The 15,439-nt window shown below is 55.8% G+C and carries 14 protein-coding genes and 1 tRNA gene; 9 read left to right on the top strand and 6 right to left on the bottom strand.

Annotated features, from left to right (window positions below; genetic code table 11):
- Positions 1-5: 5 nt before the first annotated feature.
- The 3 genes from FIV00_RS06340 to FIV00_RS06350 form a co-directional block, all read right to left on the bottom strand.
- Positions 6-2,231 (bottom strand): CHASE2 domain-containing protein, encoded by a 2,226-nt coding sequence (locus FIV00_RS06340; protein ID WP_152499951.1) that lies wholly within the window; start codon positions 2,229-2,231, stop codon positions 6-8.
- 138 nt (positions 2,232-2,369) lie between these two features.
- Positions 2,370-3,260: an RNA polymerase sigma factor RpoH gene (rpoH, locus tag FIV00_RS06345; protein WP_152499952.1), complete on the bottom strand. Its 891-nt coding sequence runs from the start codon at positions 3,258-3,260 to the stop codon at positions 2,370-2,372.
- 175 nt (positions 3,261-3,435) lie between these two features.
- A complete protein-coding gene (locus FIV00_RS06350) occupies positions 3,436-4,461 on the bottom strand; it encodes an RluA family pseudouridine synthase (RefSeq protein WP_152499953.1) in 1,026 nt (341 codons plus the stop codon).
- On the opposite strand from FIV00_RS06350, the gene FIV00_RS06355 reads away from it, so the two are divergent.
- Positions 4,460-4,813 (top strand): hypothetical protein, encoded by a 354-nt coding sequence (locus FIV00_RS06355; RefSeq protein ID WP_152499954.1) that lies wholly within the window; start codon positions 4,460-4,462, stop codon positions 4,811-4,813. The genes FIV00_RS06350 and FIV00_RS06355 overlap by 2 nt on opposite strands.
- Before the next feature lie 145 nt (positions 4,814-4,958).
- Positions 4,959-5,034 (top strand) — tRNA-Glu (locus FIV00_RS06360).
- A gap of 74 nt (positions 5,035-5,108) precedes the next feature.
- Here the strand turns inward: FIV00_RS06360 and FIV00_RS06365 are convergent.
- From FIV00_RS06365 to FIV00_RS06375, 3 genes are all read right to left on the bottom strand, one after another.
- Positions 5,109-5,891, bottom strand: coding sequence for a DeoR/GlpR family DNA-binding transcription regulator (locus tag FIV00_RS06365; RefSeq protein WP_152499955.1), 783 nt, complete (start codon positions 5,889-5,891; stop codon positions 5,109-5,111).
- Between the two features lie 86 nt (positions 5,892-5,977).
- Positions 5,978-7,300 (bottom strand): hypothetical protein, encoded by a 1,323-nt coding sequence (locus FIV00_RS06370; protein WP_209006835.1) that lies wholly within the window; start codon positions 7,298-7,300, stop codon positions 5,978-5,980.
- Between the two features lie 126 nt (positions 7,301-7,426).
- Entirely contained in the window at positions 7,427-8,032 is a 606-nt protein-coding gene (locus tag FIV00_RS06375; RefSeq protein WP_152499956.1) for a DUF1134 domain-containing protein, read from the bottom strand.
- A gap of 156 nt (positions 8,033-8,188) precedes the next feature.
- Between FIV00_RS06375 and FIV00_RS06380 the strand changes: the two genes are divergently transcribed.
- The 7 genes from FIV00_RS06380 to FIV00_RS06410 all read left to right on the top strand — a co-directional run bounded on the left by FIV00_RS06380 (position 8,189) and on the right by FIV00_RS06410 (position 15,427).
- Positions 8,189-8,644 carry a YHS domain-containing (seleno)protein gene (locus FIV00_RS06380; protein ID WP_152499957.1) on the top strand — a complete coding sequence of 152 codons (456 nt, stop codon included), beginning with the start codon at positions 8,189-8,191 and terminating at the stop codon, positions 8,642-8,644.
- Between the two features lie 173 nt (positions 8,645-8,817).
- A complete protein-coding gene (gene chpT / locus FIV00_RS06385; protein WP_152504138.1) occupies positions 8,818-9,462 on the top strand; it encodes a histidine phosphotransferase ChpT in 645 nt (214 codons plus the stop codon).
- A gap of 132 nt (positions 9,463-9,594) precedes the next feature.
- Positions 9,595-12,417, top strand: coding sequence for a hybrid sensor histidine kinase/response regulator (locus FIV00_RS06390; RefSeq protein WP_152499958.1), 2,823 nt, complete (start codon positions 9,595-9,597; stop codon positions 12,415-12,417).
- Positions 12,414-12,905: a chemotaxis protein CheW gene (locus tag FIV00_RS06395; RefSeq protein WP_173005900.1), complete on the top strand. Its 492-nt coding sequence runs from the start codon at positions 12,414-12,416 to the stop codon at positions 12,903-12,905. Before FIV00_RS06390 ends, FIV00_RS06395 begins: the two co-directional genes overlap by 4 nt.
- A 36-nt stretch (positions 12,906-12,941) precedes the next feature.
- Entirely contained in the window at positions 12,942-13,307 is a 366-nt protein-coding gene (locus FIV00_RS06400; protein WP_152499959.1) for a PleD family two-component system response regulator, read from the top strand.
- 21 nt (positions 13,308-13,328) lie between these two features.
- Positions 13,329-14,552 (top strand): chemotaxis response regulator protein-glutamate methylesterase, encoded by a 1,224-nt coding sequence (locus FIV00_RS06405; protein ID WP_152499960.1) that lies wholly within the window; start codon positions 13,329-13,331, stop codon positions 14,550-14,552.
- Positions 14,549-15,427, top strand: coding sequence for a protein-glutamate O-methyltransferase CheR (locus FIV00_RS06410; protein WP_152499961.1), 879 nt, complete (start codon positions 14,549-14,551; stop codon positions 15,425-15,427). Before FIV00_RS06405 ends, FIV00_RS06410 begins: the two co-directional genes overlap by 4 nt.
- Positions 15,428-15,439: the final 12 nt, after the last annotated feature.

Below are 15,439 nucleotides of genomic sequence, written 5' to 3' on the forward strand. Positions count from 1 at the left end.
GCCGACTATTGCGCGGCGCTGCTGGTGGGCTCCACCGTTTTGAGGTTTTCCAGCATGTCCTCAAAGCGGCCGTAAAAGTCCATCAGGGACGGCGCCAGTAGCAATGCGCTCTGCAAGGCGTCCTCTGCCGCCTGAATGTCATTTTCCGCGACGGCGCTGAGCAGACTGATATGCGTTGCCTCCAGTTCGCGGAATTCCTCCGAGTTCCGTAAGCCCTCATCACCGAGCAAGGCGAAAAGTTTGATCGGCTCGCTTTTGCCCTTCAGGTCAATTTCGCCGGCTTCGAGATAGGCGAAGGTTGGTGCCGCGTTGCGCGTATCTTCTGAAACGAGAAGTTCCGAACCAACAGCCTTGCAGCTGGATTCAATCCGCGAGGCCACGTTGACGGCGTCTCCGATGACCGAATAGTTGAACCTTCTGGCTGATCCCATGTTGCCGACACAGGCTTCACCGCTGTTCAGCCCAATGCCGATCTTGACCGACTGCGATTTCAGTTTTCTGGCTTTGAAACGGAATGCATCCCGGGCATTCAGATCATCCACGACCTTGAGCATGGCAAGGCTTGCACGGCAGGCCATGGCGGCATGGTCCGGTGTGTGCAGCGGTGCGTTCCAGAACGCCATGATGCTGTCGCCGATATATTTGTCGATTGTTCCTCCTTCTGCCTGGATGGCATCGGACAAGGGCGACAGAAGCGTATTCAGAAAACTCACCAGTTCTTCCGGTGTCAGCTGTTCAGATATCGGGGTGAAACCGCGAATGTCCATGAACAGGATTGTCATGGGTCTGATTTCGCCGCCGAGCGCCAGCTGTTCAGGCGTTTGTTCCAGCTGGTTTACGAGATCGGGAGACAAATACTGGCTGAAGGCCTGTCTGACGAATTTCTTCTCCCGTTCGGTGAGAAAGTAGAGCAGCGCAGTCGCGGCGGTGAAAACAAGCAAGACCGTGAGGCTGGTGTAGATCGGGTCGATCAGCAGACCGTTGTTCCAGAAGAGGTATACAGATCCGCCGATCAACCCGGTCACCATCAGGCCGCCGAGGACCGCGGTGCCGATGCTGCCGATTGCGGGCATGGCCAGAATTATGATGGCACCTGCCAGAAATGTTGCAATGATTTCCAGTCCGTTGGCCCAATCAGGCCGCGACAGATATTGATCGAAAAGGATTTGCTCCAACGCCTGAGCATGGATGGATACACCAGGGACCTGTTCACCCAGGGGCGTTGCCCTGATGTCCCGAAGGCCGACGGCGGATGTTCCGACAAGAACGATCTGCCCCTCGAAATATGGAACGAGCTCAGGAAGTTTCTCCTGATCGTAAAGGTCGCGCGCAGATACGTACCGTTCCGGGAAATCCCTGTCAGAAGTAAAATAAAGCCAGAGTTCGCCTGCAGCAGTCGTCGGGGGAGTGAAGTCGCCGATCTTTATGGCCGTGACAGCCGGATCACCGGTGGCGCTTTCTGAACTTGAGCCGGTTGACCTTGCGATGATGCCGCTTGCGCCCTGTGCAACTCGCAACGCTTCAGCGACGAGGCTCGGGTAAATCTGCTCACCGTCACTGACAATCAGGGGGACCCTCCGTACAATGCCCTCTCTGTCATCCTCGGAAATCGAAATCGAACCAATGCCACTGGCCGATTTCTGCAAGACTTCAAGGTTCGTGACCGCAGCAGGAAACGGTGGAAGAAACGATACCGGATCCTGACCACCAAATGCCGTGCCGGCAATCTTGACCGGTTTGCTTCCGGTTTCATCCGGCGTCACGGCGAAACCAAGCACGACTGGTGCCTTGGCAATGGCATCCGCAAACTGCTCGTCATGGTCGGGAAGGATCTCAAGGGCTTCCAGCACCTCTCTCGGCGTTGTCGCGGCAAGAGAGTTTTTTAGCTGAGCAGGCGATGTTCTGTCCGGTTCGGAAAAGACCACATCAAAGACGATTGTTGCAGCGCCGAGATCCGTCAGTACACGAACCATCTCCGCGATTTTTGTGCGGGGCCAGGGCCATTGCCCGATTTCAGCAATCGATGCTTCATCAAGGTCGACGATGCGGACCGGCGCGGTTTGATAATCTCTTGGATGCAGACGCTGATACTGATCGAATGTCAGCTCTCGAATGGACTTCAGAAAATCCGGATCGGCGGTTCGAAGCCCGGTCATGAAAGCGAGGATGACGCAGGCGATCATGGCGACAAGAGCGCGCTTGGACGACAGTGCTTTGAGAACCCGGCGCATGGCCACCCATTTCGTTAAGACCGGGTCAGCCTAAATTCAGGTTTGAGGGTTCGCAAGCGAGAGGGTGGCGCCGAGATAAAAGAAAAAAACGCTGGAGCGGTGGCTCCAGCGTCTTCGGGCAGTCCGCAATGTTCCGATTTAAGCGACGGGTGCGGGTTGATCCTTCGCACGTGCGCTGTTGCGAACGGCTTTCTGGACCTTTTCGAATGCGCGGACTTCGATCTGGCGAACGCGTTCGCGGCTAACGCCGAATTCCCCGGAAAGGTCTTCAAGCGTCATCGGATCCTCAGAAAGACGGCGAGCCTCAAAAATCCGGCGCTCCCGGTCGTTCAAGACGTCCATGGCGTCGCTCAGCATTTTGCGGCGCTGGTCGAGCTCTTCCTGATTGGCGAGCAGTGTTTCCTGGCTGTCGCTTTCGTCGACAAGCCAATCCTGCCACTCGCCTGCATCAGCTTCGGCGCGCACCGGGGCATTGAGGCTGGCATCACCGCCCAGACGGCGGTTCATGGAAATCACCTCTTCCTCGGAGACACCGAGGCGGGTGGCGATTTCTGCTACCTGATCCGGCTTGAGATCGCCTTCGTCCAAAGCCTGGATCTTGCCTTTCAGGCGTCGCAGGTTGAAGAACAGGCGTTTCTGGTTGGCAGTGGTTCCCATTTTGACGAGTGACCACGAACGCAGAATATATTCCTGAATAGCGGCCTTGATCCACCACATGGCATAGGTCGCGAGCCTGAAACCTTTGTCCGGCTCAAAGCGCTTCACCGCCTGCATCAGACCGACGTTGCCTTCAGAGACCACTTCTCCGATCGGCAGGCCGTAGCCGCGGTATCCCATAGCTATTTTTGCAACAAGGCGAAGGTGAGAATTGACCAGGCGTTCAGCTGCAGCGGGGTCTTCATGCTCCTTGTAGCGCTTGGCGAGCATGTACTCTTCCTGCGGCTGCAGCATCGGAAACTTGCGAATCTCATCCAGGTAGCGGCTCAGGCCACCTTCCCCTGCGGTGAGTGTCGGTACGTTCTGGGCCATAACATGCGCCCCCTTTCGTCAAGTCTACATCCGGCTTCTCCGGTTGCTCCGCTTAAGGCGCAAGCAAGAATGTTTGGGAGAAAACAGACGCAATATCGTGTCCATTACGGCACACAAGAGGTTTTAATATAGGTAGATTTTAGGCGATTGCATGGGCGGAAAACAGAATTCATTCCTAAAATTTTTGTAATCCGGACAAAAGTTTTGCGAAATCAGGTGGGTAAGGGCTCTCAAAACGCAAAGTTTTACCGTTTACGGGATGCTCGAAGGCCAGCAATCCTGCGTGCAATGCCTGCCTGCTGAAGTCGCCCACAAGGGTTCTGAGTGGATCTTCAAGCCGATTGACCTTCGTTTTGAAACCGGACCCATAGTCGTTGTCGCCGATCAGCGGATGACCGATATGGGCCATATGAACTCGGATCTGATGCGTGCGGCCGGTTTCCAGCCGGCACTCCATCAAGCTGGCAAGCGCCGGTTGATCGTCTTTTCCGAACCTTTCCTTCACTTGCCAGTGAGTTATGGCCCGACGGCCGGAGGTCTTCACCACGGCGATCTTCTGTCGGTTGGACTGTGACCTTGCCAGGTTCGCGTCAATTGTTCCTTTGAGGCTCGAAGGCGCGCCCCAGACAAGCGCTGAATAGGCCCGTTCGAGCGGACCGCTGCGGCCGTGATCGGCAAATTGCGCTGCCAGTCCCTGATGTGCCTGGTCGGTTTTGGCCACAACGAGCAGGCCTGAAGTGTCCTTGTCGATGCGGTGAACGATCCCCGGGCGCTTGATGCCGCCGATACCAGACAGGCTATCGCCACAGTGATGGATGAGCGCGTTGACCAAAGTGCCTGTCCAGTTGCCTGCACCTGGATGCACCACCAGACCCGCCGGTTTGTCGACAACAATCAGGTGTTCGTCTTCAAAGACAACGTTTATCGGAATATCTTCGCCTTGCGGTTCCGGGTCCTCCGCTTCAGGTAAAGTCAGACAAAGTGCATCACCTTCATTGACCCGGTATTTAGGCTCCACTATTTTCGCGCCGCCGACGGTGACGTCTCCTGATTTGATCAGGGATTGGATCCTATTGCGGCTAAGAGCTTCCAGATGAGCTGCAAGCACTGCATCCAGACGCCCTCCAGCATCGGCTGCATCAACCGTTAAACTGAAATCCGGCTCCAGGTCAGCCGGATCTTCGTGGGAATTTTCTGTCATGTCACAACCTGATTTTCGGGAAGACGCTGATGAGGCGCCGCTTGATCCGGCTGCCCAGAAGCTTCAGGTAAAACTGAGACGCCTGCTGCTTGGCTCATCCCTGATCATGTTTGCCGGTCTGATCGCTGTCTTTGCAGCTATTCTTTACAAGATCAACACAAATGACGACGGTCCGGCAGAAGGCGGTGTCGCAGCAACTGTTGCGGTTGGACCGGACGCGGAGGTGCTGTCTGCCGATCTTTCCGACGGAATGCTGCTCGTGTTGGTCCGCGAGGGCACGAAGACGGCCTTATTGCGTTTTGATGCCGTAACGGGAAAAAACCTGGGCCGAACGGATTTTGTCTCACGTTGATCGCCTTCGGTTCGCATCAACTTCGACACTCCGGCGTTGATAAACCTTCAGGTGTGAAAAAAATGATCAAAAGGGGTTGCGTCATGCTTTGCGCAGCCTTATACGCACGGTCCTTGGCTTGAAGCTTTTGCCATTCAAGCCCCGCGCGCCCATCGTCTAGCGGTCTAGGACGCCGCCCTTTCACGGCGGAAACACGGGTTCGAGTCCCGTTGGGCGTGCCAACTTTTCTCGAAAAAACGGCAGATGCCCTTCGGCAAATTGGTCAGGTCACGCTGTTTCCTGCACTTTCAATTCATCAAGCAGATTTTTCGGTCAGCTGTCGGCCGGTTTCAATCATGTCCACTTCAGCTTCGCTGGCAATGCGAGCAAACTCAGGATGCGGGCAATGATCGGTTACAAAGGTGGTTACCTGTGACAGGTGTCCGACCCGGACCGGGGCTGTGCGCTCGAACTTGGTGCTGTCGGCAGCCAGAATGACGTGACGGGCGTTGTCCATGATGGTTTTGGTGACCTTCACTTCACGGTAGTCATAATCCAGCAGTGACCCGTCGGCATCGATTGCCGAAGCACCTATGACTGCAAAATCAACCTTGAACTGCCGCATGAAATCAACCGCGGCCTCACCGACGATGCCGCCATCGGCATGCCGCAGGACCCCGCCTGCGATAACCACCTCAATTTGCGAATAGCCCCGCATCAAACTTGCGACATTGATATTGTTGGTTATGACCATGAGCCCGCGATGCTGCAGCAAGGCCTGGGCAACAGCCTCTGTTGTGGTGCCGATGTTAATGAAGATCGAGGTGTTGTCGGGAATTAGCGCAGCCACGCTTTCGCCTATGTCGGCCTTTTCCTTGCTGGAGATGATACGCCTTGCTTCATAGCCGACGTTCTCTATTCCGGAAGACAGCAGCGCGCCACCGTGGGTTCTGGCCAGCAAGCGGCGCTCACACAGTTCGTTCAGGTCCTTGCGGATTGTTTGCGGACTGACATCAAAGCGTTTGGCCAGGTCGTCGACGCTGACGCGGCCCAGTTGCCGGGCAAGTTCCAATATGGCGTTGTGACGTTCAATCAGCATCGGCAGGGCTCTTGTTCGGCACATCACGTGCCGTGTCATCCTAGTTGAGCGTTTAAACCCTAGATGACCGACCTAACCTTTCAAGATCAAGCCACATCTTTCTTTTTTTGTTTGGCAGGTTTTGTTTCTTGCGGCGCGCTGTCTTCAGAAAGTTGATTTGCCACCACAGCATCAGGTTCACCGGATTTTTTGGGTTGCGCTCCTCTGTTGGAGGCAACAATACGGCTGACAAGTGCTTCAGCAGCGGAAGCAATGTCGGCAGACTTGGCCGGTGTCTCCGTCTCGGGTGTCGTCCGTTTGGCCGAGCGTTTTTCAGTCCCGGATGCACCGTTCGCGGAACGCTTGACGCGTCGTTTCGGTTTCGCAGCCAGCCCTGTCTCTTCTTCGGCTTTCGAAACGGCAGGCGCGGGTGCAGCTTGTGCAGATTTCTTGGTGACAAGAACCTTGTCAGCTGTGGCCACGCGGTCCGCCAACTTGCGAAACTCCTTGCGGAGGTCGTTCAGGGCTGGGGCCCCGGCAAGGTCGTTCTGAAGCCTTTTCACCTGTCCGGTTAGCCGGGCCAGCTGACGTTCCTTGTTTTCCAGTTTCGCCAGTCGTTCTGAGCTTTCGTTGGAAATCCGGTTCAACTGTTCTTTCAGATCGGCGTTCATTTCGTTTTCCGCGCTGCCGGAACTTTCAAGGACAAGCGACAACCGGGTCACTTCGGCCTGTGCGGAGATATACTTGGATTCCGTGTCGACGAGTTGGGCTTCCAGTTCGGCCAGCCGACTTCTGGCGGCTTCATCGCGCTCGGCTTGAACTTCGCCGGCCACAGTTGGCTCGTATTTGGAGAGTTTTGCCTTGAGTGTTGCGACCTCTGCCTCGAGCCCCGTTATGGTCGCAAGTGCCATTGTGTCGCTGGCAGGCATCCAGCCGCTCTCGTCTTTCGGGCTTTCCTCACTCTCGGATGAAGGTTTGTCCTCTGCTGAATTGGTCCAGCTTTCCGCAAGTGATTTTTCGGCCTCCGACAGCTTCTTCTTGAGGGTGGAAACTTCCTCTGAGAGCAGATCGGCGGCCTTTTCGTCGCTTTCGATGCTGGCTTGTCTGGCCTTCATCTCGTCGGCTTTCTCCTGGAGCGACCGTTCCAGTGCCTCGACCTCGCGTTTCATGCGAGTAGCTTCAAGATGGTGTTTGGAGGCTTTCTCGCGCTCGCTCTCAAGCTGTCGTTCGACCCGTCTCAGTTCCACTGCGTGGCGTGCGCGCGCCTGATCCTGGGCAGCCCTGACTTCCGCATAGCTGGACGGGTTTACGGCGCGAAGCGCCTCTTCCGTCAGGCGTGCGGCTCGGCGGTAGAATGCAGGCAGGATCGCAAGGCCGATCAAACCGGCCGTACAAAATCCGAGTGCCACATACATCGCCGCTTCAATCACGTCTGGCTCCTGGTTCCTTTTCTCGGCGCAACCGCTCCATCATTAGACGACCGAGGGCGCGCCGCCAAGTGTACTCAAAACAAGGTAAAAGCCTTGTTGCCATGCCTGGTTGCAGCGGGTTTGCTCTTAGAACGGGTTCCAGGTCGGCTTGTCCGTGAATTTCAGGTAGCCCAGATTGAGCCCAAGACGGGCGCCGACACCAGCCCTAACAGGGACAAGCACGATCTCGTTTTTCAACAAAACCGTCATACCTGCGCCGCCGACCAGGTAGGCGGACCCGTTCACGCCGGCAAAACGCTGATAGACCGAATTCACCGTCGGGAGGTTATAGATGAGCATCATGACCCTGGCGCCGTCGGCGCCAAAATCCCACCCGACCGAGGGACCTTGCCAGAAAATTTTGTGATTGCCGGCGTTGCGCGTGTAAAGGTGGCCTTCGCCGTACCGGGCGCCTGCGATGATCGCACCGGATCCTTCTTCGCCCAGGATGTAGCCGTTTGGTTCGCCGTATTGGGAAAAGGCGCGCTCAACAACGGATGCAATGCCGCCAGACACAGAGCCGAAGAACTGATGGCCAGTCTTGACGATTTCATCTTCGCCATAGGTCTGGCCCGGCGGGATCGGTTCATCGCCGCTGGACTGCGCTTGAGAGGGGAGGGGGACAGCAAACAAACACAAACACAGGAACGCAGCTGACAAGACAGACGCCACACGCCAGGATTTTTGTGTCATTCAACAACTCCTCTTTTTAATGCCCCAGTGGCTGCGATAGTTGCGGTCCGGCTGGAACGCGATGCTAAACTGATGCGACATCATGCTGATTCGCATGAAATCGCGCACCTTACATAAGCCGAATCAATGGAAAGCTGGCCTGAAAAAAAGACGAGGATGTGTCTTTCCCTGGTTTTGATAGTACTTGTCTGCGTTTTTGCGGGGAATAGTTTTGCGCGTCCCAAGACTTTCGTTCCTGATCCGATAACCGGGTATGCCATTGGCGGACATGACCCGGTCAGTTTTTTTGTCGATGGGCAACCGCGCAAGGGAAAGCGCGAATATGAGCTGCAGTGGGGCGGTGCGGAGTGGATTTTCGTCAATCAGGGCAACATGGCTGCCTTTGAGCGGGACCCAGAAGCCTATGCACCGCTTTTTGCCGGTTGCGGCGGATACGCCCTTTCTGAAGGTTTTGCGACAGCGGGCAGTCCCTTTATCTATGCCATCGTCGAAGGCCGACTCGTTTTTTTCCATTCCGTTGTCAATCGCTTCTTATTTATTGTCAGCGGTGCGCAGTTGATGAAGGATGCGAAGGAAAATTCAACGCGCGTTGGTTGTGTTCCCGTGCTTTAAACCAGCAGAACGGGCGGATTTGCGCGCTGTTGTCGCATTGGTGCGAACTTTCATTTGGATGACCAGCCTTGCTCTCCGGCGTTGCCTTGGCAGCGGCTTTGCTGATGTGTAACGCTTGCAACCACATTCGCGAATCAGTTTTGCCGAGACCTATAGAAGAGCCCAGCACCACCATGTCCGCACTCAAAGAGCTAACCTCGCTTGATCTGGCCGCTCTGGTGGCGAGCCGTGTCTGCCACGACATCATCTCACCCGTCGGTGCCATTACCAACGGATTGGAAGTGTTGGACGAGGAAGGCTCTGAGGACATGCGCGATTTTGCGATGGACCTTATCCGAAAGAGCGCGCGCCAGGCATCTGCGAAATTGCAATTTGCCCGCCTGGCATTCGGAGCTGCTGGATCTGCTGGCGCTGAGATCGATCTCGGAGATGCCCAAGTCGTTGCCACAGGGTTTATGGAAAACGAAAAATCCGACTTAAATTGGCAACTCGACCGGCATCTGATGCCGAAGAATAATGTCAAATTGCTCCTTAACCTTATCCTGATTGCAAATCAGTGCGTGCCGCGTGGTGGAGAAATCAAAGTTGAAATGTCCGGCGAACCTGCTTCACCGTCATTCACGCTTCACGCCAGCGGTCTCAATCCGCGTATCCCCTTGGGAATGAAGGAAACTCTGGGCGGAGAAGAGCCGGAGCGCATCGATGCGCATTCGGTTCAGCCGATCTACACTCTACTTCTGGCTCGTGAATCCGGCATGGTATTAACGATAGATAAACAAGAAGAGTTGGTAAAAATTACGGCGTCTCCAGCAGAATAACCTTCCAGATAAAAGTCTCTACCTGTTTCAGCGTATCTTAACTGTTTCCCGTCAACCTACCCTCATGGACTTTTCGGTCCAGACATCCTTTCCAGGGTGCGGAACCAGTAACAAGTCGGGTGAGAGCAGGCCATGGACGACCTCCTCAGGGAATTCATTACTGAGACGAACGAGAGTCTCGATGTTGTTGACGTAGAACTTGTCAAATTCGAACAAGAACCAAACAACGCGACTATCTTAGATAACATTTTCCGTCTGGTGCACACTATTAAGGGCACTTGCGGCTTCCTTGGCCTTCCCCGGCTGGAAGGAATTGCACACGCTGCGGAAACCCTTATGGGCAAGTTCCGTGACGGAGCACCGGTTACACAAGAAGCCGTGTCCCTTATTCTGACGTCGATCGACCAGATCAAGGACATTCTTGGCGAGCTGGAAGCTGCTGGCGGCGAAGAGCCGGAAGGTGACGACAGCGAGTTGATCGGACATCTTGAAGTGATGTCCGCTAAGGCTGATGCTGCGATGGCAGGCGGCGGAGACGAAGCTCCGGCCGAAGAAGCCGCAAATGACGAGGCTTCCGAGGCGGAAGCTGCCGTAGACGCCGAAGCAAATGACTCTGAAGACGAGAATGACGCAGAAGCGGACCAGACCCTTGAGCGTCCATTGCGCCCGGGCGAAGTATCGCTTGATGAGCTGGAACGCGCCTTCCGCGAGACCGAAATCGAGGTAGAAGTTGCCGAAGCTCCGGCTCCGGAAGCTGAAGAGGTCGTGGAAGAGGTCGAAGAGCCTGCTCCGGCGCCGGCTGCCGTGAAGGTGGAGCCGAAAGCACCGGCGACGAAAAAGAAGACTGAAGAAAAAAGCGAGAAGAAAGCAGCTGGCGGAGGTGTCTCCAACCAGAGCATTCGCGTTGCTGTCGACACGCTTGAGCATCTGATGACAATGGTCTCTGAGCTCGTGCTGACTCGGAACCAGCTTCTTGAAATCGTTCGTCGTCACGAGGACAGCGAGTTCAAGGTACCGCTGCAGCGCTTGTCAAATGTGACAGCCGAGCTGCAGGAAGGTGTCATGGCGACACGCATGCAGCCGATCGGCAATGCCTGGCAGAAGCTACCGCGTATCGTCCGCGACCTTAGCCAGGAACTGGAAAAGCCGATCGATCTGGAAATGATCGGCGCTGACACCGAGCTTGACCGACAAGTCCTTGAAATGATCAAGGATCCGCTTACCCATATGGTTCGAAACTCTGCCGATCACGGTCTGGAGTTGCCGGAAGAACGCCGGGCTGCGGGTAAACCGGAAAAAGGTGTCATCACCCTGGCTGCGTATCATGAAGGCGGCCACATCATCATCGAAGTCCGTGACGACGGTAAGGGCATCGATGTCGACCGGGTGAAGGAAAAGATCCTGGAGCGTGGCCTTGCCACTGAATCCGAAATCGAGAAGATGACGGATTCCCAGATCCACAAGTTCATCTTCCATGCAGGTTTCTCAACAGCTGCTTCGGTGACGAGTGTGTCTGGCCGCGGCGTTGGCATGGATGTTGTGCGCAACAACATCGAGCTGATTGGCGGTACGGTCGATCTGCGCTCTGCGACCGGCAAGGGCTCGAGCTTCATCATCAAAATCCCGCTGACACTGGCGATCGTATCGACGCTGATTGTCGAAGCCAGCGGTGACCGCTTTGCCATTCCGCAGCTTTCTGTTGTCGAACTGGTGCGCGTACAGACCAATTCGGAACATCGCATCGAGCGGATCAAGGATACGCCGGTACTGAGGCTGCGCAACAAGTTGCTGCCACTGGTTCATCTGTCTCAACTCCTCGGCATCTACGAGGGCGAGGACGTTGACAAGGCCATCGATGCGGACAACGGCTTCATCGTTGTGATGCAGGTGGGCAGTCAGACCTTCGGTGTTGTTGTCGACGGTGTCTTCCACACGGAAGAAATCGTGGTCAAGCCGATGTCGACCATGCTGCGCAACCTCGACATGTTCTCCGGCAACACCATTCTTGGTGACGGATCCGTGATCATGATCATCGACCCGAACGGCATCGCAAGCGCAATGGCAAGCCATGCTTCCAGCGCTGTGGCCGAAACCGAAGAGGACGAGCAAGAAGATCTGGCACGCAAGGCCATCAGCGGCCAAAGCTCGATCTCGCTGCTTCTGTTCCGCGCCGGTGCGCCGGAGCCAAAGGCAGTTCCGCTGTCGCTGGTCACGCGCCTGGAAGAGTTCGAGGTCTCAAAGATCGAGCGCTCCAATGGCCGCGACCTGGTGCAGTATCGCGGTGCGTTGATGCCGCTGGTCTACGTCAACGACGGGGATTGTCACAAGACAGAAGGCACCCAGCCGATGCTGGTGTTCTCCGACGCAGGCCGTTCCATGGGTCTCGTTGTCGACGAAATCGTCGATATTGTCGAAGATCGCATGAACATCGAGGTCGGTTCGGAGCGCCCGGGCATCCTCGGCTCCGCGGTCGTCAAGGAACGTGCCACCGAGATCATCGACCTCGGTTACTACCTGCCGCAGGCCTTCGAAGACTGGTTCATGCGCAAAGAGATGGATATCGAAGCGCTGACGAAGAAAGTTCTCTTCGTCGACGACAGTTCCTTCTTCCGCAACATGTTGACACCGGTGCTCAAGGCGGCGGGCTATGACGTCACGACCTGTAACGGTCCGCAGTATGCATTCGAGCTTCTGGAGAACGGTGACAAGTTCCACGCAATCGTCAGTGATATCGAAATGCCGGAAATCAACGGCTTCGAATTCTGCGAATCGTTGCGCCGTGATCCACGCTTCCGCGACATTCCGATGTTGGCCCTGTCCTCGCTTGTGACACCGGCATCGATTGAACGTGGTCGCCAGGCCGGCTTTGACGACTATGTCGCCAAGTTCGACCGTCCCGGCTTGATTGCCGCTCTGAAAGACGTCTTCTCCGGTGAAATGGGAGTAGCAGCATGAGTGTGCTGGAACACAAACTCAACGCGGATCAGAACGCTGCAAGCGACATGATCCAGTACGTTACCGTGGTGATTGGAGGCCAGCTCTTTGGCCTCCCGATTTCCCAGGTGCATGATGTATTCGTGCCGGAAAGCGTTACCCGTGTGCCAATGTCCGCACCGGAAGTTCAGGGCGTCCTGAACCTGCGTGGTCGAATCGTTACGGCGATCAACATGCGCCGCCGACTGCATCTTCCTCCGCTGGAGGATGAACAAATGATGGCCGTTGGTATCGAGTACAAACAGGAAAGCTACGGTCTCGTTATTGATACCGTCGGTGAAGTTCTGACGCTGCCGGCAGCTTCTGCGGAATCCAATCCGTCGAACCTTGATCGCCGCTGGGCCGAGATTTCCGGTGGTGTCCATCGCCTGGATGGTCAGCTGATGGTCATTCTCGATGTCGACCGTTTGCTGGGGTCGATGTTCACAGAACCAATGGTCGCAGCATAACAAGGCCGAAACGGCCAAAAAGTGGAGTAACGCCTGATGAAACAGTGCCTTGTAGTCGATGACTCAAGCGTCATCCGTAAGGTCGCCCGCCGGATTCTCGAAGACTTGAACTTCGAGATCACGGAAGCAGAGGATGGCCAGCAGGCGCTTGACGAGTGCAGGAAGACAATGCCGGACGCGATCCTACTGGATTGGAACATGCCGGTGATGGACGGACTGGAGTTTCTGACCAGTCTCAGAGGCGAAGAAGGCGGGGAGAACCCCATCGTAGTTTTCTGCACGACCGAAAACGATGTTGCGCATATCGCACGGGCCATTCGTGCCGGTGCCAACGAGTACATCATGAAACCTTTCGACCGCGAAATTGTCGAAGCCAAGTTTCAGGAAGTTGGTCTTATTTAGTATTGAGTTGGGCAGTCACTAATGGCATTTGCGCAGAGAAGCGCTTCCGCGGGCACAAATCCGGGTAGCGATCCGATTAAGGTAATGGTCGTCGACGACGCCGTCGTTATACGTGGTTTGTTGACTCGCTGGCTAGGCGAAGACAAGGGGCTGAATGTTGTCAGCTCACACCGGAACGGCAAACTGGCCGTCGAAGATATAGAAAAAAGCAATCCCGACGTCGTTGTGCTCGACATCGAAATGCCCGAGATGGATGGCATGACCGCTTTGCCGCTGATGCTGGCAAAGAAACGCGATCTGGTCGTCATCATGGCCTCGACCCTGACACGCAGAAATGCCGAAATCAGTCTGAAAGCCCTGTCGCTTGGGGCCGCGGACTATGTGCCGAAGCCTGAATCCACTTCCGAAGTGACAACGTCCATCGATTTTCGTCGTGAACTGATCGAGAAGGTCAAGGCGCTTGGGGCACGCGCGGTGCGTATGCGTGGACCGGCACGGACCATGCGAGCTGAAACGCGGGCCGGTCGGACTTCGCAGCCGGTCAAACCTTTGGGTTCTCGTCCGGCAACGGACACGCGTGCAAGCTTCCGTCAAGCAGCTCAGCCTGCAGCTGCGGCTGCTGGTGCTCCGCAGTTCAAGACCAGACCGTATTCTTCAGCACGGCCGAGGATCCTGGCAATCGGATCTTCCACCGGAGGCCCTCAGGCGCTTCAGGAAGTGATGAAGGAAGTCGGAACCGCAATGAACGACGTGCCGGTTGTCATAACCCAGCACATGCCGCCGACCTTCACTTCCATTCTGGCCGAGCATATGGGCAAAGCTGCACTTCGTCCTGCCAAGGAGGGAGAGCACGGGGAACTGCTCAAACCAGGCAACATCTATGTTGCGCCGGGCGGCAAGCATATGGTGCTGGAAAAGGACGGTGGCGCGGTCAAAATTCGACTGACTGACGACGATCCGGTCAACTTCTGCAAGCCGGCGGTTGATCCTCTCTTTGACAGCGTGGCCAAAGTCTACGGTTCGGCGACACTGGGTGTCATCCTCACAGGCATGGGCCATGATGGTGCCGATGGTGTGAAGACGATCGCAGCTGGCGGCGGCAGTATCATCACCCAGGACGAAGCGACCAGTGTGGTCTGGGGAATGCCGGGTGCGGCAGCTCAGACGGGCGTGTGCTGTGACATTCTTCCCTTGAAGGAGATCGGTCCGAAGATCTCTCGCGTATTGAAGGGGAATACAAGATGACGCCGAGCGAGTTTGAATTCCTCAAGAACTTCCTGAAGACCCGGTCCGGGCTGGTCCTGTCAAATGACAAGCAGTACCTGGTGGAAAGCCGTCTACAGCCAATTGCGCGCAGCACAAAGCTGGAGACCTTGAGTGCTGTTATTCAGCAGCTTCAACGGGGTGGCAATCGGGCGCTTGAAAACGAAGTCGTGGAAGCGATGACGACGAACGAGTCGTTCTTCTTCCGTGACAAGACGCCGTTCGAGCATTTCAAGGATACGATGCTGCCTTCGCTCCTGGAAAGCCGGGCGACGCGAAAACAGCTCAAGATCTGGTGCGCGGCAGCGTCCACCGGGCAGGAGCCTTATTCCTTGGCGATCTGTCTCAAGGAAGATGCGGCCAAAATGCCAGGTTGGCGGACCCGTATTCTTGGTACGGACCTTTCGCAGGAAGTGCTTGAGAAGGCCAAGACCGGTCTCTACAGCCAGTTCGAAGTCCAGCGTGGTTTGCCTATTCAGCTGCTGCTGAAATATTTCGAGCAGAAAGGCGATGTCTGGCAGATCAATCCGAACATGCGGGCCATGATCGAATGGAAGAAGTTCAACCTTCTTGAGAGCTTTACGCATCTCGGTGAGTTCGACATCATATTCTGCCGAAATGTGCTGATATATTTCGATCAGGCCACCAAGTCCGAGATCCTCGGACGGATGGCCAAATCCTTGCCGGACGACGGGTTCCTCGTGCTTGGAGCTGCGGAAACGGTTGTTGGGCTGACCGATGCCTTCAAGCCGGTGTCAGGAAAGCGTGGTCTGTTTCAAAAGAAACAGGTTGCTCAGTCCGCCACTGGAGCCACGAGTCGCCCGCGGCTTGCGGTCGGTGGCGGTTTTCAGCGCTGATCTGCACAAGAC

Origin of the sequence: Labrenzia sp. THAF82, assembly GCF_009363435.1 — a bacterium.
Taxonomy (GTDB): Bacteria; Pseudomonadota; Alphaproteobacteria; order Rhizobiales; family Stappiaceae; genus Roseibium; species Roseibium porphyridii.

Coding starts and splice junctions, on each gene's coding strand:
- FIV00_RS06355 (WP_152499954.1), top strand. CDS start 4,460: ATGTCACAACCTGATTTTCGGGAAGACGCTGATGAGGCGCCGCTTGAT.
- FIV00_RS06400 (WP_152499959.1), top strand. CDS start 12,942: ATGAAACAGTGCCTTGTAGTCGATGACTCAAGCGTCATCCGTAAGGTC.
- FIV00_RS06405 (WP_152499960.1), top strand. CDS start 13,329: ATGGCATTTGCGCAGAGAAGCGCTTCCGCGGGCACAAATCCGGGTAGC.
- FIV00_RS06380 (WP_152499957.1), top strand. CDS start 8,189: ATGTGTCTTTCCCTGGTTTTGATAGTACTTGTCTGCGTTTTTGCGGGG.
- rpoH (WP_152499952.1), bottom strand. CDS start 3,260: ATGGCCCAGAACGTACCGACACTCACCGCAGGGGAAGGTGGCCTGAGC.
- FIV00_RS06350 (WP_152499953.1), bottom strand. CDS start 4,461: ATGACAGAAAATTCCCACGAAGATCCGGCTGACCTGGAGCCGGATTTC.
- FIV00_RS06340 (WP_152499951.1), bottom strand. CDS start 2,231: ATGCGCCGGGTTCTCAAAGCACTGTCGTCCAAGCGCGCTCTTGTCGCC.
- FIV00_RS06375 (WP_152499956.1), bottom strand. CDS start 8,032: ATGACACAAAAATCCTGGCGTGTGGCGTCTGTCTTGTCAGCTGCGTTC.
- FIV00_RS06390 (WP_152499958.1), top strand. CDS start 9,595: ATGGACGACCTCCTCAGGGAATTCATTACTGAGACGAACGAGAGTCTC.
- FIV00_RS06410 (WP_152499961.1), top strand. CDS start 14,549: ATGACGCCGAGCGAGTTTGAATTCCTCAAGAACTTCCTGAAGACCCGG.
- FIV00_RS06365 (WP_152499955.1), bottom strand. CDS start 5,891: ATGCTGATTGAACGTCACAACGCCATATTGGAACTTGCCCGGCAACTG.
- FIV00_RS06395 (WP_173005900.1), top strand. CDS start 12,414: ATGAGTGTGCTGGAACACAAACTCAACGCGGATCAGAACGCTGCAAGC.
- chpT (WP_152504138.1), top strand. CDS start 8,818: ATGTCCGCACTCAAAGAGCTAACCTCGCTTGATCTGGCCGCTCTGGTG.